Source organism: Enterobacter sp. MF024 (assembly GCF_005843915.1).
GTDB lineage: Bacteria > Pseudomonadota > Gammaproteobacteria > Enterobacterales > Enterobacteriaceae > Enterobacter > Enterobacter barmai.
This window is the reverse complement of sequence record NZ_VCBB01000009.1, coordinates 162,460-177,638: the sequence shown is the minus strand read 5'-3', so window position 1 is coordinate 177,638 and position 15,179 is coordinate 162,460. Positions and strand designations below refer to the sequence as shown.

At 57.7% G+C, this 15,179-nt stretch carries 11 protein-coding genes; 8 read left to right on the top strand and 3 right to left on the bottom strand.

Translation table 11 applies throughout. The annotated features are described in order from the left end of the window. Nucleotides 1-40: 40 nt before the first annotated feature. The 3 genes from msrQ to FFB58_RS15245 form a co-directional block, all read right to left on the bottom strand. On the bottom strand, nt 41-640 hold the full coding sequence (gene msrQ, locus FFB58_RS15255; protein ID WP_138370328.1) for a protein-methionine-sulfoxide reductase heme-binding subunit MsrQ: 600 nt from the start codon (nt 638-640) through the stop codon (nt 41-43). Next, the gene (msrP, locus tag FFB58_RS15250) at nt 641-1,642 is read right to left on the bottom strand and encodes a protein-methionine-sulfoxide reductase catalytic subunit MsrP (protein WP_138370327.1); all 1,002 of its coding nucleotides are present in this window, start codon (nt 1,640-1,642) and stop codon (nt 641-643) included. Nucleotides 1,643-1,719: 77 nt separating this feature from the next. Beyond that, entirely contained in the window at nt 1,720-2,694 is a 975-nt protein-coding gene (locus FFB58_RS15245; protein WP_138370326.1) for an MDR family oxidoreductase, read from the bottom strand. Between the two features lie 184 nt (nt 2,695-2,878). On the opposite strand from FFB58_RS15245, the gene csrD reads away from it, so the two are divergent. The 8 genes from csrD to tldD all read left to right on the top strand — a co-directional run bounded on the left by csrD (nt 2,879) and on the right by tldD (nt 15,143). Beyond that, nucleotides 2,879-4,819: an RNase E specificity factor CsrD gene (gene csrD / locus FFB58_RS15240; RefSeq protein WP_039030641.1), complete on the top strand. Its 1,941-nt coding sequence runs from the start codon at nt 2,879-2,881 to the stop codon at nt 4,817-4,819. A 279-nt stretch (nt 4,820-5,098) separates the two neighbouring features. Continuing rightward, on the top strand, nt 5,099-6,142 hold the full coding sequence (gene mreB / locus FFB58_RS15235; RefSeq protein WP_000913396.1) for a rod shape-determining protein MreB: 1,044 nt from the start codon (nt 5,099-5,101) through the stop codon (nt 6,140-6,142). Between the two features lie 62 nt (nt 6,143-6,204). Continuing rightward, a complete protein-coding gene (mreC, locus tag FFB58_RS15230; RefSeq protein ID WP_039030640.1) occupies nt 6,205-7,221 on the top strand; it encodes a rod shape-determining protein MreC in 1,017 nt (338 codons plus the stop codon). Beyond that, nucleotides 7,221-7,709 (top strand): rod shape-determining protein MreD, encoded by a 489-nt coding sequence (gene mreD / locus FFB58_RS15225; protein WP_032614566.1) that lies wholly within the window; start codon nt 7,221-7,223, stop codon nt 7,707-7,709. Before mreC ends, mreD begins: the two co-directional genes overlap by 1 nt. Before the next feature lie 9 nt (nt 7,710-7,718). Continuing rightward, nucleotides 7,719-8,312, top strand: coding sequence for a nucleoside triphosphate pyrophosphatase (locus tag FFB58_RS15220; RefSeq protein WP_039030639.1), 594 nt, complete (start codon nt 7,719-7,721; stop codon nt 8,310-8,312). Next, a complete protein-coding gene (gene rng, locus FFB58_RS15215) occupies nt 8,302-9,771 on the top strand; it encodes a ribonuclease G (RefSeq protein WP_039030638.1) in 1,470 nt (489 codons plus the stop codon). Before FFB58_RS15220 ends, rng begins: the two co-directional genes overlap by 11 nt. A 42-nt stretch (nt 9,772-9,813) precedes the next feature. Then, the gene (yhdP, locus tag FFB58_RS15210; protein ID WP_138370325.1) at nt 9,814-13,611 is read left to right on the top strand and encodes an AsmA2 domain-containing protein YhdP; all 3,798 of its coding nucleotides are present in this window, start codon (nt 9,814-9,816) and stop codon (nt 13,609-13,611) included. Nucleotides 13,612-13,697: 86 nt separating this feature from the next. Next, nucleotides 13,698-15,143, top strand: a complete 1,446-nt coding sequence (gene tldD / locus FFB58_RS15205) for a metalloprotease TldD (protein ID WP_138370324.1) — start codon at nt 13,698-13,700, stop codon at nt 15,141-15,143. Nucleotides 15,144-15,179: the final 36 nt, after the last annotated feature.

The window sequence follows — 15,179 nt, the reverse complement described above, 5'->3', positions numbered from 1 at the left end:
AAGGGTAAACGATCTGCGGGAATACGCACAGTTTCGTTCATTATCGCCACCACTGGCGAAACTTCTTATATCGCCATGCCAGAAGCCCTACAGCCAGCAGCGCATAGACGATCGGCTGCGGCGAGAGGATTTTCACTGACCAAAGGTAGTGGATGGGCGCGAGGATCGCGACAAGATAGACAAAATTATGCAGAAGTTGCCAGCGCCTTCCCAGTTTTCGCTGGGCGTACTGCGTGGATGTGAGGGTTAATGCCAGCAAAATCACCCAGCTAACAATCCCGAGCGTCAGGTAAGGACGGGTCACCAGTTCGCTCCCCAGCAGGGCCAGATTATTAATGCCCAGCTCCAGTAACGCATAGCTGGTGAGATGTAACGTCGCCCAGGCGAAGCACCACAGGCCTAACAGACGGCGGGTGCGGATCAGCAGCGGCTGTTTTGCGTAGCGCGCCAGGGGCGACACCAGCAGGGTCGCCAGTAAAAACTTCAGCGCGGTCCTGCCGGTAAAGTGCTGGATATCTTTGGCCGGGTCGGCGCTGAAGCCGCCGTGGCTGACGGCCCAGAATAGCCATATAAAAGGAAGCAACCCTGCAAGATGCAGGGCCACCTTCAGCCAGGTAATCTGTTTTGCCGTCAGACGCACTTAGAAAAACTCCTTTAAGTCGAGGCCGCGATAGAGTGATGCGACCTGATCGGCATAGCCGTTAAACAGCAGCGTGGGCTGACGCTTCACATCCAGCGCACCGCCTGAGCCGATAAAGCGCTCCGTGGCCTGCGACCAGCGCGGGTGATCGACGTGCGGGTTCACGTTGGCGTAAAAACCGTACTCGTTCGGTGCGGCCAGGTTCCAGGTAGTCGGCGGACGCTCGCGGGTCAGCTTGATGCTGACGATAGATTTAATCCCCTTGAAGCCATACTTCCAGGGTACGGTCAGGCGGATGGGCGCGCCGTTTTGCGGCGGGAGCGCTTTACCATACACGCCGACGGTGAGCAGCGTGAGGGGATGCATCGCCTCATCAATACGTAACCCTTCTACATACGGGTAATCGAGCCCGCCGCCGATAAACCGATCTTTCTGGCCGGGCATATCTTCCGGGGCGTAAAGGGTCTGGAAGGCGACATACTTTGCATCGCTGGTGGGCTCCACCAGGGCCAGCAGTTTATGCAGCGGAAAACCGATCCACGGCACCACCATCGACCAGGCCTCGACGCAGCGCATGCGGTAGATGCGCTCCTCCAGCGGGAAGCGCTTAGTGAGATCGTCGTAATCCAGGGTCAGCGGTTTTGCCACTTCGCCGTCGATTTTCAGCGTCCAGGGGTTGGTTTTCAGGCTTCCGGCGTTGGCGGCAGGGTCGGCTTTATCCAGGCCGAACTCATAGAAGTTGTTGTAGCCCGTCACTTTCTCTTCCGGGGTTTTCGCCAGCTGGCTTTGCCACTGCGCGGGCTGGGTAAAGGTGAGGGGCTTTCCTGGGGGCGCTTTCGGACGATCGTTGCCCTTAAACCAGTCCAGCAGATCGGCCTGGGCGAGGGGTGAGAGCGTCAGCGCACCGGCGCCTATCCCCAGCATCTTGAGGATCTGGCGGCGCTTGAGCATAAAAACGGATTCCGCAGTGATATCGGCTTCCGTCAGGGGTTTCACTTTCATGGCTTCCTCCGTCATGCATTTTTCTAAGCATGACGGAGGAGAAGGGTTAAAGCGAATATGTCACGAAAATTTGAAGATTAGGCGAGCTTCACCAGGGTACGGCCCTGGATCTGGTTGCTGATGATTTTCGCGGCATACTCCGGTGCCTGTTCAAGGCTAATCTGCGTGGCGCTTTGCGCGTAGAAGGAGGCAGGCAGATCGCGAACCAGTCGCTCCCAGGCCTGTGCCCGGCGCTCAGCAGGGGTCATCACGGAATCGACTCCCTGCAAACGGACGTTGCGCAGAATAAACGGCATCACCGTGGTCGGCAGGGCAAAACCGCCCGCCAGACCGCATGCCGCCACGCAGCCGCCGTAGTTCATCTGCGCCAGCACTTTCGCCAGCACTTTGTCGCCCACGGTATCAACGGCCCCGGCCCAGATCTGTTTTTCCAGCGGACGGGTCTCGGCGAACTCATCCCGGCCCAGAATGCGGCTGGCACCAAGGCTTCGCAGATAGTCGTGGGTGCTTTCGCGGCCGGATACCGCCGCGACCTGGTAACCCAGCTTATGCAGCAGGGCAACCGCCGTGCTGCCGACGCCGCCGCTGGCGCCCGTCACCACCACTTCACCAGATTCAGGGCGTACGCCCGCCTCTTCCAGCGCCATCACGCACAGCATGGCGGTAAAACCGGCGGTGCCGATGATCATCGCTTTGCGGCCATCGAGCCCGTCTGGCATTGGCACCAGCCAGTCGCCATTGACGCGCGCCTGTGCCGCCAGTCCGCCCCAGTGATTCTCGCCCACGCCCCAGCCGGTCAGCAGCACCTGCTGGCCCACATGAAAACGCGGATCTTCGCTGGCGTGTACACGCCCGGCAAAATCGATACCTGGAACCATTGGGAAATTGCGGATGATTTTGCCTGTGCCCGTTATGGCGAGGGCGTCTTTGTAATTAAGGCTGGACCAGTCGATGTCAACGGTCACGGCACCTTCAGGCAGACGGCTCTCCTCAATAGATTGCACTGATGCAAGAGTTTTGCCTTCCTGCTGTTCTAAGATCAAAGCCTGCATACGAATTCCTTACCTGGGATGATGATTGGAAAAAAATTTTTGAAGACTATACTCGCTCAATGACATGCGATGCCGATTTAACGCAATAAATTGCCAGATACACCTGATTTGGTAGTATGCCGATGCCGTATTGCAAGTTAGTACTCACTTGCTATCCTCACCAACTCACGGAGTAATCTCAAGGATGCGATTATCGACGAAGTTCTCCGCTTTTATCTCCCTGCTTACCGGGATGACCATTTTTGTCATCTTTATTGGCTGCTCGCTCAGTTTCTATAATGCGATCCAGGGGAAGCTGGCGAACCGCGTCCATTCCGTGGCGTCGGTGATTGATGCCCGCCTTGTCAGCACCCCCTTTCCAGAACTTACCCGCGAGCTGGATGAACTCATGGCCCCGGTGGATATCACGCGGGTGGAGATTAAGCAGGGCGATCACATCCTTCTAAGCCATACCGGGCAAACCTATTACCGACAGGCGGGTTCTGCTCCCCAGACGCTCGAGCTCACCGTCCCCTCCCTGAAAAATCCCGGTCTGACGATAAGCCTGGTCTATCAGGACCCAATGACCAGTTATTTTCGTTCCATGATGACCACCGCGCCGCTGACTCTGGCGGTATTCTTCGTGGTGGTGCTGATCTTCCTGGCGGTGCGCTGGCTACGGCGTCAGCTCTCAGGACAGGAGTTGCTGGAGTCGCGTTCAGCGCGGATCCTCAACGGGGAACGCGGCGCGCAGGTGCGCGGCTCGGTTTATGAATGGCCATCGCGCACCAGCAGCGCGCTGGACGTCCTGCTCTCCGAAATCCAGTTTGCCAGCGACCAGCGTAGCCGTATCGACACGCTGATCCGCTCCTATGCCGCCCAGGACAACAAAACCGGCCTTAATAATCGTCTGTTCTTTGATAACCAACTGGGCACCTTGCTGGAAGATCAGGAGAACGTGGGTACCCACGGGGTGGTGATGATTGTCCGTCTGCCGGACTTCGATCTGCTGAAAGATAACTGGGGGCGGGCGGTAGCAGAGGAGCACCTGTTTACGCTCATCAATATGCTCTCCACCTTTATTATGCGCTATCCCGGCGCACTGCTGGCACGCTATCACCGCAGTGATTACGCCGTGTTACTGCCGCACCGCACCCTTAAAGAGTCCGAAAGTATCGCCAGCCTGCTGTTGAAATCAGTGGATGCGCTGCCGCCGAGCAAAATGCTCGATCGCGAAGACATGGTGCATATTGGCATTTGCGCCTGGCGCGGGGGCCAGTCCACCGAGCAGGTGATGGAGCATGCCGAAGCCGCCACCCGCAATGCGGTGTTGCAGGGGGCGAACGGCTGGGCGGTTTATGATGACTCCCTGCCTGAAAAAGGGCGCGGCAACGTGCGCTGGCGAACCTTAATTGAGCAGATGCTTACCCGCGGCGGGCCGCGGATTTATCAAAAACCGGCGGTGCTGACCAGCGGCCAGGTTCATCACCGGGAACTGCTGTGCCGGATCTTCGACGGCAACGAAGAGGTGGTGTCGGCGGAGTATCTCCCGATGGTGCTGCAGTTTGGCCTGTCCGAAGAGTACGATCGCCAGCAAATATCGCGATTGATGCCATTCTTATCCTTCTGGCCCGAAGAGCACCTGGCATTGCAGGTCACGGTTGAGTCCCTGATCCGCCCGCGATTCCAGCGCTGGCTGCGGGATGTGTTGATGCAATGTGAAAAATCGCAGCGCAAGCGGATTATTTTTGAACTTGCAGAGGCGGATGTTTGTCAACACATCAGTCGGTTACAGCCGGTCGTTCGGTTGATTAATGCGTTGGGCGCGCGCGTGGCAGTTACGCAGGCGGGTTTAACGCTGGTCAGCACCAGCTGGATCAAGGCGCTGGAGGTGGAGTTACTGAAGCTGCATCCGGGGCTGGTAAGGAATATCGAAAAACGCACGGAAAACCAGCTGCTGGTGCAGAGCCTGGTGGAAGCGTGCAAAGGAACGCAAACACGTGTATTTGCTACAGGTGTGCGGTCGCGAACGGAATGGCAGACGTTGACGGAGCGCGGCGTGACAGGGGGCCAGGGGGATTTTTTTGCGGCCTCTCAGCCTCTTGACAGCAATGTGAAAAAATATTCGCAAAGATACTCTGTTTAACCTGCCGTTTGGTAAGTTTTCACGTAGAATATCGCGCCTGTAGCGTGATGTATGACGAGCAAAATGACAGTGAACGACCTTTAACGGGTTACAAATGAACGTGAGGAAGGCTGTTTTTTCTCAGCCCTGAGGGAGTCAGGCGACGATTTGTAACAAAGGAAACGTGCTGCACAAATTTTCACCGTAGCAGGCGATTTTTGCGCCTTGTCGCTGCTGCGTGTGGTTGGTAAAGTAAGCGGATTTTGTTTTCCGCCCCAGCTTTCAGGATTATCCCTTAGTATGTTGAAAAAATTTCGTGGCATGTTTTCCAATGACCTGTCCATTGACCTGGGTACCGCGAATACCCTCATTTATGTAAAAGGACAAGGCATCGTACTGAATGAGCCTTCAGTTGTGGCCATTCGTCAGGATCGTGCTGGTTCACCGAAAAGCGTAGCGGCTGTAGGCCATGACGCTAAGCAGATGCTTGGCCGTACGCCGGGTAATATCGCTGCCATTCGTCCGATGAAAGACGGCGTTATCGCTGACTTCTTCGTGACTGAGAAAATGCTTCAGCACTTTATCAAGCAAGTGCACAGCAACAGCTTTATGCGTCCGAGCCCACGTGTTCTGGTGTGTGTGCCGGTTGGCGCTACCCAGGTTGAACGTCGTGCTATTCGTGAATCCGCTCAGGGCGCTGGTGCGCGTGAAGTCTTCCTGATCGAAGAGCCAATGGCTGCAGCAATCGGTGCCGGTCTGCCGGTCTCCGAAGCAACCGGTTCCATGGTCGTCGATATCGGTGGCGGTACCACTGAAGTGGCCGTTATCTCCCTGAACGGTGTGGTTTACTCCTCTTCCGTACGTATCGGCGGCGACCGCTTCGACGAAGCGATCATCAATTACGTTCGCCGTAACTACGGCTCTCTGATCGGTGAAGCCACCGCAGAGCGTATCAAGCACGAGATCGGTTCTGCTTACCCGGGTGACGAAGTTCGCGAGATCGAAGTTCGCGGCCGTAACCTGGCAGAAGGCGTTCCGCGTGGCTTTACCCTGAATTCCAACGAAATCCTCGAAGCGCTGCAGGAGCCGTTAACCGGTATCGTCAGCGCCGTCATGGTTGCCCTCGAGCAGTGCCCGCCGGAACTGGCTTCCGATATCTCCGAGCGCGGTATGGTTCTGACCGGTGGTGGTGCGCTGCTGCGTAACCTCGACCGCCTGTTGATGGAAGAGACAGGTATTCCTGTCGTAGTTGCTGAAGATCCACTGACTTGCGTAGCCCGTGGCGGCGGCAAGGCGCTGGAAATGATCGACATGCACGGCGGCGACTTGTTCAGCGAAGAGTAGTCAGGTGTGAAAGGGTAGCGGATGGCTACCCTTTCTCTCTGACGCGAGAGTACGCATAGCCTATGAAGCCAATTTTTAGCCGTGGCCCGTCGCTACAGTTTCGCCTCATCCTTGGGGTGCTGGTAGCGCTTGGTGTCATTATTGCCGATAGCCGCCTCGGTACGTTCAGCCAGATCAGAACGTACATGGATACCGCCGTCAGTCCTTTCTACTTTGTATCAAATGGTCCCCGTGAATTACTCGACAGCGTCTCGCAAACCCTGTCCTCACGCGATCAACTCGAACTTGAAAACCGCGCGTTACGCCAGGAACTGCTGCTGAAAAACAGCGAACTGCTGATGCTTGGCCAGTACAAGCAGGAGAACGCCCGTCTGCGCGAACTCTTAGGCTCCCCGCTGCGTCAGGATGAGCAGAAGATGGTGACCCAGGTGATCTCCACCGTTAACGATCCCTACAGCGATCAGGTGGTCATCGACAAGGGCAGCGTCAATGGCGTATACGAAGGCCAGCCTGTTATCAGCGATAAAGGCGTCGTCGGTCAGGTGGTGGCCGTTGCCAAGCTCACCAGCCGCGTATTGCTGATTTGCGATGCGACCCATGCGCTGCCGATTCAGGTGCTGCGTAACGACATCCGCGTGATCGCCGCCGGTAACGGCTGTACGGACGATCTGCAGCTGGAACATCTGCCGGCGAATACCGATATTCGCGTGGGCGATGTGCTGGTGACGTCTGGTCTGGGCGGTCGTTTCCCGGAAGGGTATCCGGTTGGGGTGGTCTCCTCCGTGAAGCTGGACACCCAGCGCGCCTACACCGTGATTCAGGCACGTCCAACGGCGGGTCTGCAGCGCCTGCGCTATCTGCTGCTGTTGTGGGGTGCCGATCGTAATGGCAGCAACCCAATGACGCCGGAAGATGTGCATCGCGTGGCGAATGAACGCCTGATGCAGATGATGCCGCAGGTTCTGCCTGCGCCAAACTCGATGGGGCCGCCAGCGCCAGTTCCTGCGCCGGCAACAGGGCTGACCCAGCCACCGCCTGATGCGCCGCCGCCACCGCAACTCTCCCCGGGAGGGCAATAGTGGCAAGCTACCGTAGCCAGGGACGCTGGGTTATCTGGCTCTCGTTTTTGATCGCGCTGTTGCTGCAAGTCATGCCCTGGCCGGATGACATTCTCGTTTTCCGGCCAAACTGGGTGCTGCTGATTTTGCTCTACTGGATCCTCGCCCTGCCGCACCGCGTAAATGTGGGCACAGGTTTTGTGATGGGTGCCATACTGGATCTGATCAGTGGCTCGACGCTTGGCGTACGCGCGCTGTCCATGAGTATCATCGCATACCTGGTCGCACTGAAATTCCAGCTCTTTCGTAATCTGGCGCTCTGGCAACAGGCGCTGGTGGTGATGTTGTTATCTATGGCCGCGGATATCATTGTTTTCTGGGCAGAGTTTTTAGTGATCAACGTCTCTTTCCGTCCGGAAGTGTTCTGGAGTAGTGTAGTAAACGGTGTGCTCTGGCCATGGTTATTCCTGCTGATGCGTAAGGTCCGCCAGCAATTTGCCGTGCAATAAAAGGTTTCTATGACGTCTTTGTATCTCGCTTCCGGCTCCCCACGCCGTCAGGAACTCCTGACACAGTTAGGGGTATCTTTTGAACGCATCGTTACCGGCATTGAAGAGAAACGTGCCGAGGGCGAAAGTGCTCAGCAGTATGTTTCCCGCCTGGCGCGGGAGAAGGCCCAGGCAGGCGTGGCGCAGGTGCCGCGTGATTTACCGGTGCTGGGCGCAGATACCATCGTGATCCTTAACGGTGAAGTCCTCGAGAAACCGCACGACAGCGAGCATGCGTTCAGGATGCTGCGCAAATTGTCCGGGCAAACGCATCAGGTGATGACCGCCGTCGCGCTGGCAGACAGTCAGCATGTGCTCGACTGCCTGGTTGTCACTGAGGTCACGTTCAGAGTACTCACTGATGAGGATATCGCCGGTTATATCGCCAGCGGTGAACCTATGGATAAAGCAGGTGCATACGGTATTCAAGGGTTGGGTGGCTGTTTTGTCAGGAAGATCAATGGCAGCTATCACGCCGTAGTCGGCTTACCGCTGGTGGAAACGTATGAGTTGCTGAGCAATTTTAACTCACTGCGTGAGGGAAGGGATAATTATGACGGCTGAATTGTTGGTAAACGTAACGCCCTCGGAAACCCGTGTGGCCTACATTGATGGCGGCATTCTTCAGGAAATCCATATTGAGCGTGAAGCGCGACGCGGAATAGTAGGCAATATCTACAAAGGTCGTGTCAGTCGTGTACTACCGGGTATGCAGGCGGCATTTGTAGATATTGGACTCGATAAAGCGGCCTTCCTGCACGCCTCGGATATTATGCCGCACACCGAGTGCGTGGCAGGAGAAGAGCAAAAGCAGTTCACCGTTCGTGATATCTCCGAGCTGGTGCGTCAGGGCCAGGATCTTATGGTGCAGGTGGTGAAAGATCCGCTGGGTACCAAAGGCGCGCGTCTAACCACCGACATCACCTTACCCTCCCGTTATCTGGTCTTTATGCCTGGCGCCTCTCACGTGGGCGTGTCTCAGCGTATCGAGAGCGAAAGCGAGCGCGAGCGGCTGAAAAAGGTGGTGGGCGCTTACTGCGACGAGCAGGGCGGCTTTATTATTCGCACCGCCGCAGAGGGGATCAGCGAAGAAGATCTGGCCTCGGATGCCGCCTACCTGAAACGCGTCTGGACCAAAGTGATGGAGCGTAAAAAACGCAACCAGACGCGCTATCAGCTGTACGGCGAGCTGGCGCTGGCCCAGCGTGTGCTGCGCGACTTCGCCGATGCCCAACTGGACCGTATCCGCGTCGACTCCCGTCTGACCTATGACGCGTTGCTCGAGTTTACCGCCGAGTACATTCCTGAAATGCCGGGCCTGCTGGAGCACTACACCGGACGCCAGCCGATTTTCGATCTGTATGACGTCGAGAACGAAATCCAGCGCGCGCTGGAGCGTAAGGTCGAACTCAAATCCGGCGGCTATCTGATTATCGATCAGACCGAAGCGATGACCACCGTGGATATCAATACCGGGGCGTTTGTCGGGCATCGCAATCTGGACGACACCATTTTCAACACCAATATTGAAGCGACGCAGGCCATTGCGCGTCAGCTTCGTCTGCGCAATCTGGGTGGCATCATCATCATCGACTTTATCGATATGAGTAACGAAGACCACCGCCGTCGCGTGCTGCATTCCCTGGAGCAGGCGCTGAGTAAAGATCGCGTCAAAACCAGCATCAACGGCTTCTCCCAGCTTGGGCTGGTGGAAATGACCCGCAAGCGCACCCGCGAAAGCGTGGAGCATGTACTGTGCAACGAGTGCCCGACCTGCCATGGCCGCGGCACGGTGAAGACGGTTGAAACGGTCTGCTATGAGATCATGCGTGAGATCGTCCGCGTTCATCACGCCTACGACTCTGACCGTTTCCTGGTCTATGCTTCTCCTTCGGTGGCGGAAGCCCTGAAAGGGGAAGAGTCACACGCCCTTGCGGAAGTGGAAATCTTTGTCGGCAAACAGGTGAAAGTGCAAATCGAACCGCTCTATAACCCGGAGCAGTTTGACGTGGTGATGATGTAACACGCAGCGTGCTGCGAGAAAACGGCTGACAAGGAGAGAGGCGTGAGGCGACTGCCGGGGATTTTACTGCTTACAGGGGCAACGCTGATAGTGATTGTCGCGTTGCTCGTAAGCGGGCTGCGTCTCGCATTGCCGCATCTGGACAACTGGCGCCCGCAGCTGCTGGCGAAGATAGAGTCCGCAACCGGCTTACCCATTACGGCAGGCCAGCTTGACGCGAGCTGGCAGAATTTTGGCCCGACGCTGGAAGTGCGCGACATTGACGCGCAGCTGAAAGACGGCGGCCACCTTAAAATCAGTCGTTTGACCCTGGCGCTGGACGTGTGGCAAAGCCTGCTGCACCTGCGCTGGCAGTTTCGCGATCTCACCTTCTATCAGCTGCAGTTTCTGACCAATTCCCCGTTGCGCAGCAACGAACAGGGTGAGGGCTTCGAAGCAAGCCGTGTCAGCGATCTTTTTCTGCGCCAGTTCGATCATTTCGATCTACGTGACAGCAAAATTAGCTTTATTACCCTCTCAGGGCAGCGCGCCGAGCTGGCGATCCCCCAGTTAACCTGGCTTAACGGCAAAGAGCGCCATCGTGCTGAGGGACAGGTCAGCCTCTCCAGCCTGAACGGTCAGCACGGCGTGATGCAGGTGCGCATGGATCTGCGTGACGATAATGGTCTGCTGAATAACGGCAAAGTGTGGATGCAGGCCGATGACGTGGACGTCAAACCCTGGCTGGGGGACTGGCTGCAGCAGAATATGCAGCTTGAAACCGCACAGTTCAGCATTGAAGGCTGGATGACACTCACTAACGGTCAGATCGCCAGCGGGGATCTCTGGCTGAAGCAGGGCGGCGCCACCTGGCCGGGCAAAACGCGTCAGCATGAGCTCTCTGTTGATAACCTCACCGCCCACGTAACCCGCGAGAAAGAGGGCTGGCAGTTCGCCATTCCAGATACCCGTATTACCCTGGACGACAAAGCGTGGCCGCGCGGAGCGCTGTCGCTGGCCTGGATCCCTGAGCAGGACGTGGGCGGGACCAACAGCAAACGCAGCGATGAGCTGCGCATTCGCGCCAGCAATCTGGAGCTATCCGGCCTCGACGGGCTGCGGACCATTGCGGCGAAACTCTCTCCGGCGCTGGGCGACGTCTGGCAGGCCACCCAGCCGGTGGGGGCAATCAATGCTCTGGCGCTGGATATTCCGCTGCAGGCCACGGAAAAGACCCGCTTCAACATCGCCTGGACCGATCTCGCCTGGAAGCAGTGGGAGATGCTGCCGGGTGCCGAGCACTTCAGCGGCACGCTGGAAGGCAGCATGGAAGATGGCCGTCTGGTGGCCCACATTAACGATGCAAAAATGCCGTATGAAACCGTCTTCCGCGCGCCGCTGGAGATCGAAAAAGGCACGGCGACCCTTCACTGGCTTAAAAACGAGAAAGGCTTCCAGCTCGACGGGCGCGACATCGACGTGAAGGCCAAAGCGGTGCACGCCCGGGGCGATTTCCGCTATCTGCAGCCGGCGGGCGATGAACCCTGGCTGGGGATCCTGGCAGGCATCAGCACCGACGACGGTTCTCAGGCCTGGCGCTATTTTCCTGAAAACCTGATGGGCAAAGCGCTGGTGGATTACCTGAGCGGCGCCATTCAGGGCGGGCAGGCGGACAGCGCGACCCTGGCCTATGGCGGCAATCCCCATCTGTTCCCCTATAAGCACAACGAAGGTCAGTTCCAGGTGCTGGTGCCGTTACGCAACGCCACCTATGCCTTCCAGCCCGACTGGCCGGCGCTGAAAAATCTTGATATTGAGCTTAATTTCATCAACGACGGCTTGTGGATGAAAACCGACGGTGTGGCGCTGGGCGGCGTGAAGGCCAGCAATCTGACCGCGGTAATCCCCGATTACTCAAAAGAAAAACTGCTGATCGACGCCGATATCAACGGGCCCGGAAAAGCCGTCGGGCCGTACTTCGAAGAGACGCCGCTGGATGATTCACTGGGCGCTACCCTCCAGCAGCTTCAGTTAGATGGCGATGTGAATGCTCGCTTACATCTGGATATCCCGTTTGACGGCACCATGACCACCGCCAAAGGTGACGTCAGGCTGAAAAACAACAGCCTGTTCATCAAACCGCTGGACAGCACGCTGAAAAATCTGACCGGCCAGTTCAGCTTCGTGAATGGCGATCTGAAAAGCGGGCCGCTGACCGCAAACTGGTTCAGCCAGCCGGTGAATATCGATTTCTCCACCACCGAAGGTGAGAAAGCCTACCAGGTGGCGGTCAATATGGATGCCAGCTGGCAGCCTGCGCGAATGGATGTGCTGCCAAAAGTGGTCAGCCAGTCCCTTGAAGGTCGCGTGCCCTGGAACGGCAAGGTGGCGATCGATCTGCCTTACCGTGGCAGCGCGCATTACAGGGTGGATATCAGTAGCGACCTGAAGAGCGTCAGCAGCGATCTGCCTTCACCGCTGAACAAGAGCGCGGGCGAGCCGCTGCCGGTGAAGCTGAACGTCGACGGGGATCTCAACAGCTTTAACCTTACCGGCAATGCCGGTGGGGATAATCACTTTAACAGCCGCTGGCTGCTGAACCGCAAGCTGACGCTGGATCGGGCTATCTGGACCACCGACAGCCGCACCCTGCCGCCGCTGCCGGAGCAGGCGGGCGTGGAGCTGAATCTCCCGCCGCTGGACGGGGCAGAATGGCTGGCGCTTTTCCAGAGCGGAGTGGGGCAAAATGTGGATGATGCGGCGCAGTTCCCGCAGCACATCACGGTACGCACGCCAGCCCTGACGCTGGGTGGCCAGCAGTGGAACAACCTGAGCATTGTCTCGCAGCCCACCATCAACGGTTCAAAGGTCGAGGCCCAGGGGCGGGAGATCAACGCCAGCCTGCTGATGCGTGATACCGCGCCGTGGCAGGCAGATATCCGCTATCTCTATTACAACCCGGCCACCGTCACGGGCGGAAAGGGCAATAACGTTTCACCGTTAGCCAGCACTACGCGGATGAATTTTAGCGGCTGGCCTGACTTACAGCTGCGCTGTGCCGAGTGCTGGCTGTGGGGCCAGAAGTATGGCCGTATTAATGGCGATTTCACCATCAAGGGCGATACCCTGACCCTGGCGGGCGGGCTGATTGATACCGGCTTCGGACGCCTGACCGCTAACGGCGAGTGGGTGAACGGCGCCCGCGAGCAGCGCACCTCCCTGAAGGGGCAAATCAAGGGTAACAAGCTGGATGCCGCCGCAAACTACTTTGGCATTGCCACTCCGGTTCGCGGCTCATCGTTTGACGTCGATTACGATCTGCACTGGCGCGACATGCCCTGGAAGCCTGACGAAGCATCGCTGAACGGCATTCTGAAAGCGCGGCTGGGTAAAGGTGAAATTGCCGATCTTAGCACCGGGCATGCCGGGCAGCTGCTGCGTTTACTCAGTTTCGACGCCCTGCTGCGCAAGCTGCGCTTTGACTTCAGCGATACCTTTAATGAAGGCTTCTACTTCGACTCTATTCGCAGCACCGCGTGGATCAAAGACGGGGTGCTGCACACCGACGACACGCTGGTTGACGGGCTGGAAGCGGATATCGCCATGAAAGGCTCCGTCAATCTGGTGCGGCGTGAACTGGATATGGAAGCCGTGGTGGCACCGGAAATTTCCGCGACCGTGGGCGTAGCGGCGGCCTTTGCCGTTAACCCGATTGTGGGCGCGGCGGTGTTTGCCGCCAGTAAAGTGCTGGGGCCGCTGTGGAGCAAAGTCTCCATTCTGCGCTATCACATCACCGGCCCGGTGGATAAACCACAGATTAATGAAGTGCTGCGTCAGCCACGCAAAGATGCACAGCAATGATTTGACGCGGGCAATTAATTGCCTCACTCTCAATAGATAAGATCTTAGATACGTCCTGTGGACGGCAACGAACGAGTAGCAAAACGATGAGTCTGAACCTGGTAAGTGAACATCTGCTGGCAGCGAACGGCCTGAGCCATCAGGACCTGTTTTCCATTCTTGGTCAACTGACCGAACGCCGTCTCGACTACGGCGATCTCTACTTTCAGTCGAGCTATCACGAATCCTGGGTTTTAGAAGACAGCATCATTAAAGATGGCTCTTACAACATCGACCAGGGCGTCGGCGTGCGTGCCATCAGCGGTGAGAAAACCGGTTTTGCCTATGCGGACCAGATCAGCCTGACTGCCCTGCAGCAAAGCGCCCAGGCGGCCCGCACCATCGTGCGCGATCACGGCGATGGCCGGGTGAAAACCCTGGGCGAAGTGCAGCACTCCGCGCTCTATACCAGCGTCGATCCGCTGCAAAGCATGAGCCGTGAAGAGAAGCTGGATATCCTGCGTCGGGTGGACAAAGTGGCCCGCGCGGAAGACAAGCGCGTGCAGGAAGTCTCTGCCAGCCTGAGCGGCGTGTACGAGCTGATCCTGGTGGCGGCGACGGACGGCACTCTGGCCGCCGACGTGCGTCCGCTGGTGCGTCTCTCCGTCAGCGTGCTGGTGGAAGAGGACGGCAAACGCGAGCGCGGCTCCAGCGGCGGCGGCGGACGTTTCGGTTACGAATGGTTTCTGAACCCGGTGGACGGTGAAGTCCGTGCCGACGCCTGGGCGAAAGAGGCAGTGCGTATGGCGCTGGTGAACCTTTCTGCCGTCGCGGCACCTGCGGGTACGCTGCCGGTGGTGCTGGGCGCGGGCTGGCCTGGCGTGCTGCTGCACGAAGCGGTCGGCCACGGTCTGGAAGGTGACTTCAACCGTCGCGGAACCTCCGTATTCAGCGGTCAGGTTGGGGAGCTGGTTGCTTCTGAGCTCTGCACCGTGGTGGATGACGGGACGATGATCGATCGTCGTGGCTCGATCTCCATCGACGATGAAGGCACCCCGGGTCAGTACAACGTGCTAATCGAAAACGGCATCCTGAAAGGCTACATGCAGGACAAAATGAATGCGCGCCTGATGGGCGTTGCGCCAACCGGTAATGGCCGTCGCGAATCCTATGCGCACCTGCCGATGCCGCGTATGACCAACACCTACATGCTGGCGGGCAAATCCACGCCGCAGGAAATTATCGAATCCGTTGAGTACGGGATCTATGCGCCGAACTTCGGCGGTGGCCAGGTGGATATCACCTCCGGTAAATTTGTCTTCTCGACTTCAGAAGCCTATCTGATCGAGAAGGGCAAAGTGACCAAAGCGGTGAAAGGCGCCACCCTGATTGGCTCCGGTATCGAAGCGATGCAGCAGATTTCGATGGTCGGTAACGACCTGAAGCTGGACAACGGCGTCGGTGTCTGCGGTAAAGAGGGGCAGAGCCTGCCGGTGGGTGTTGGCCAGCCAACCCTGAAGGTGGATAACCTGACCGTCGGCGGTACCGCGTAAATTTATCACCCTCACCCTAACCCTCTCCCTTAAAGG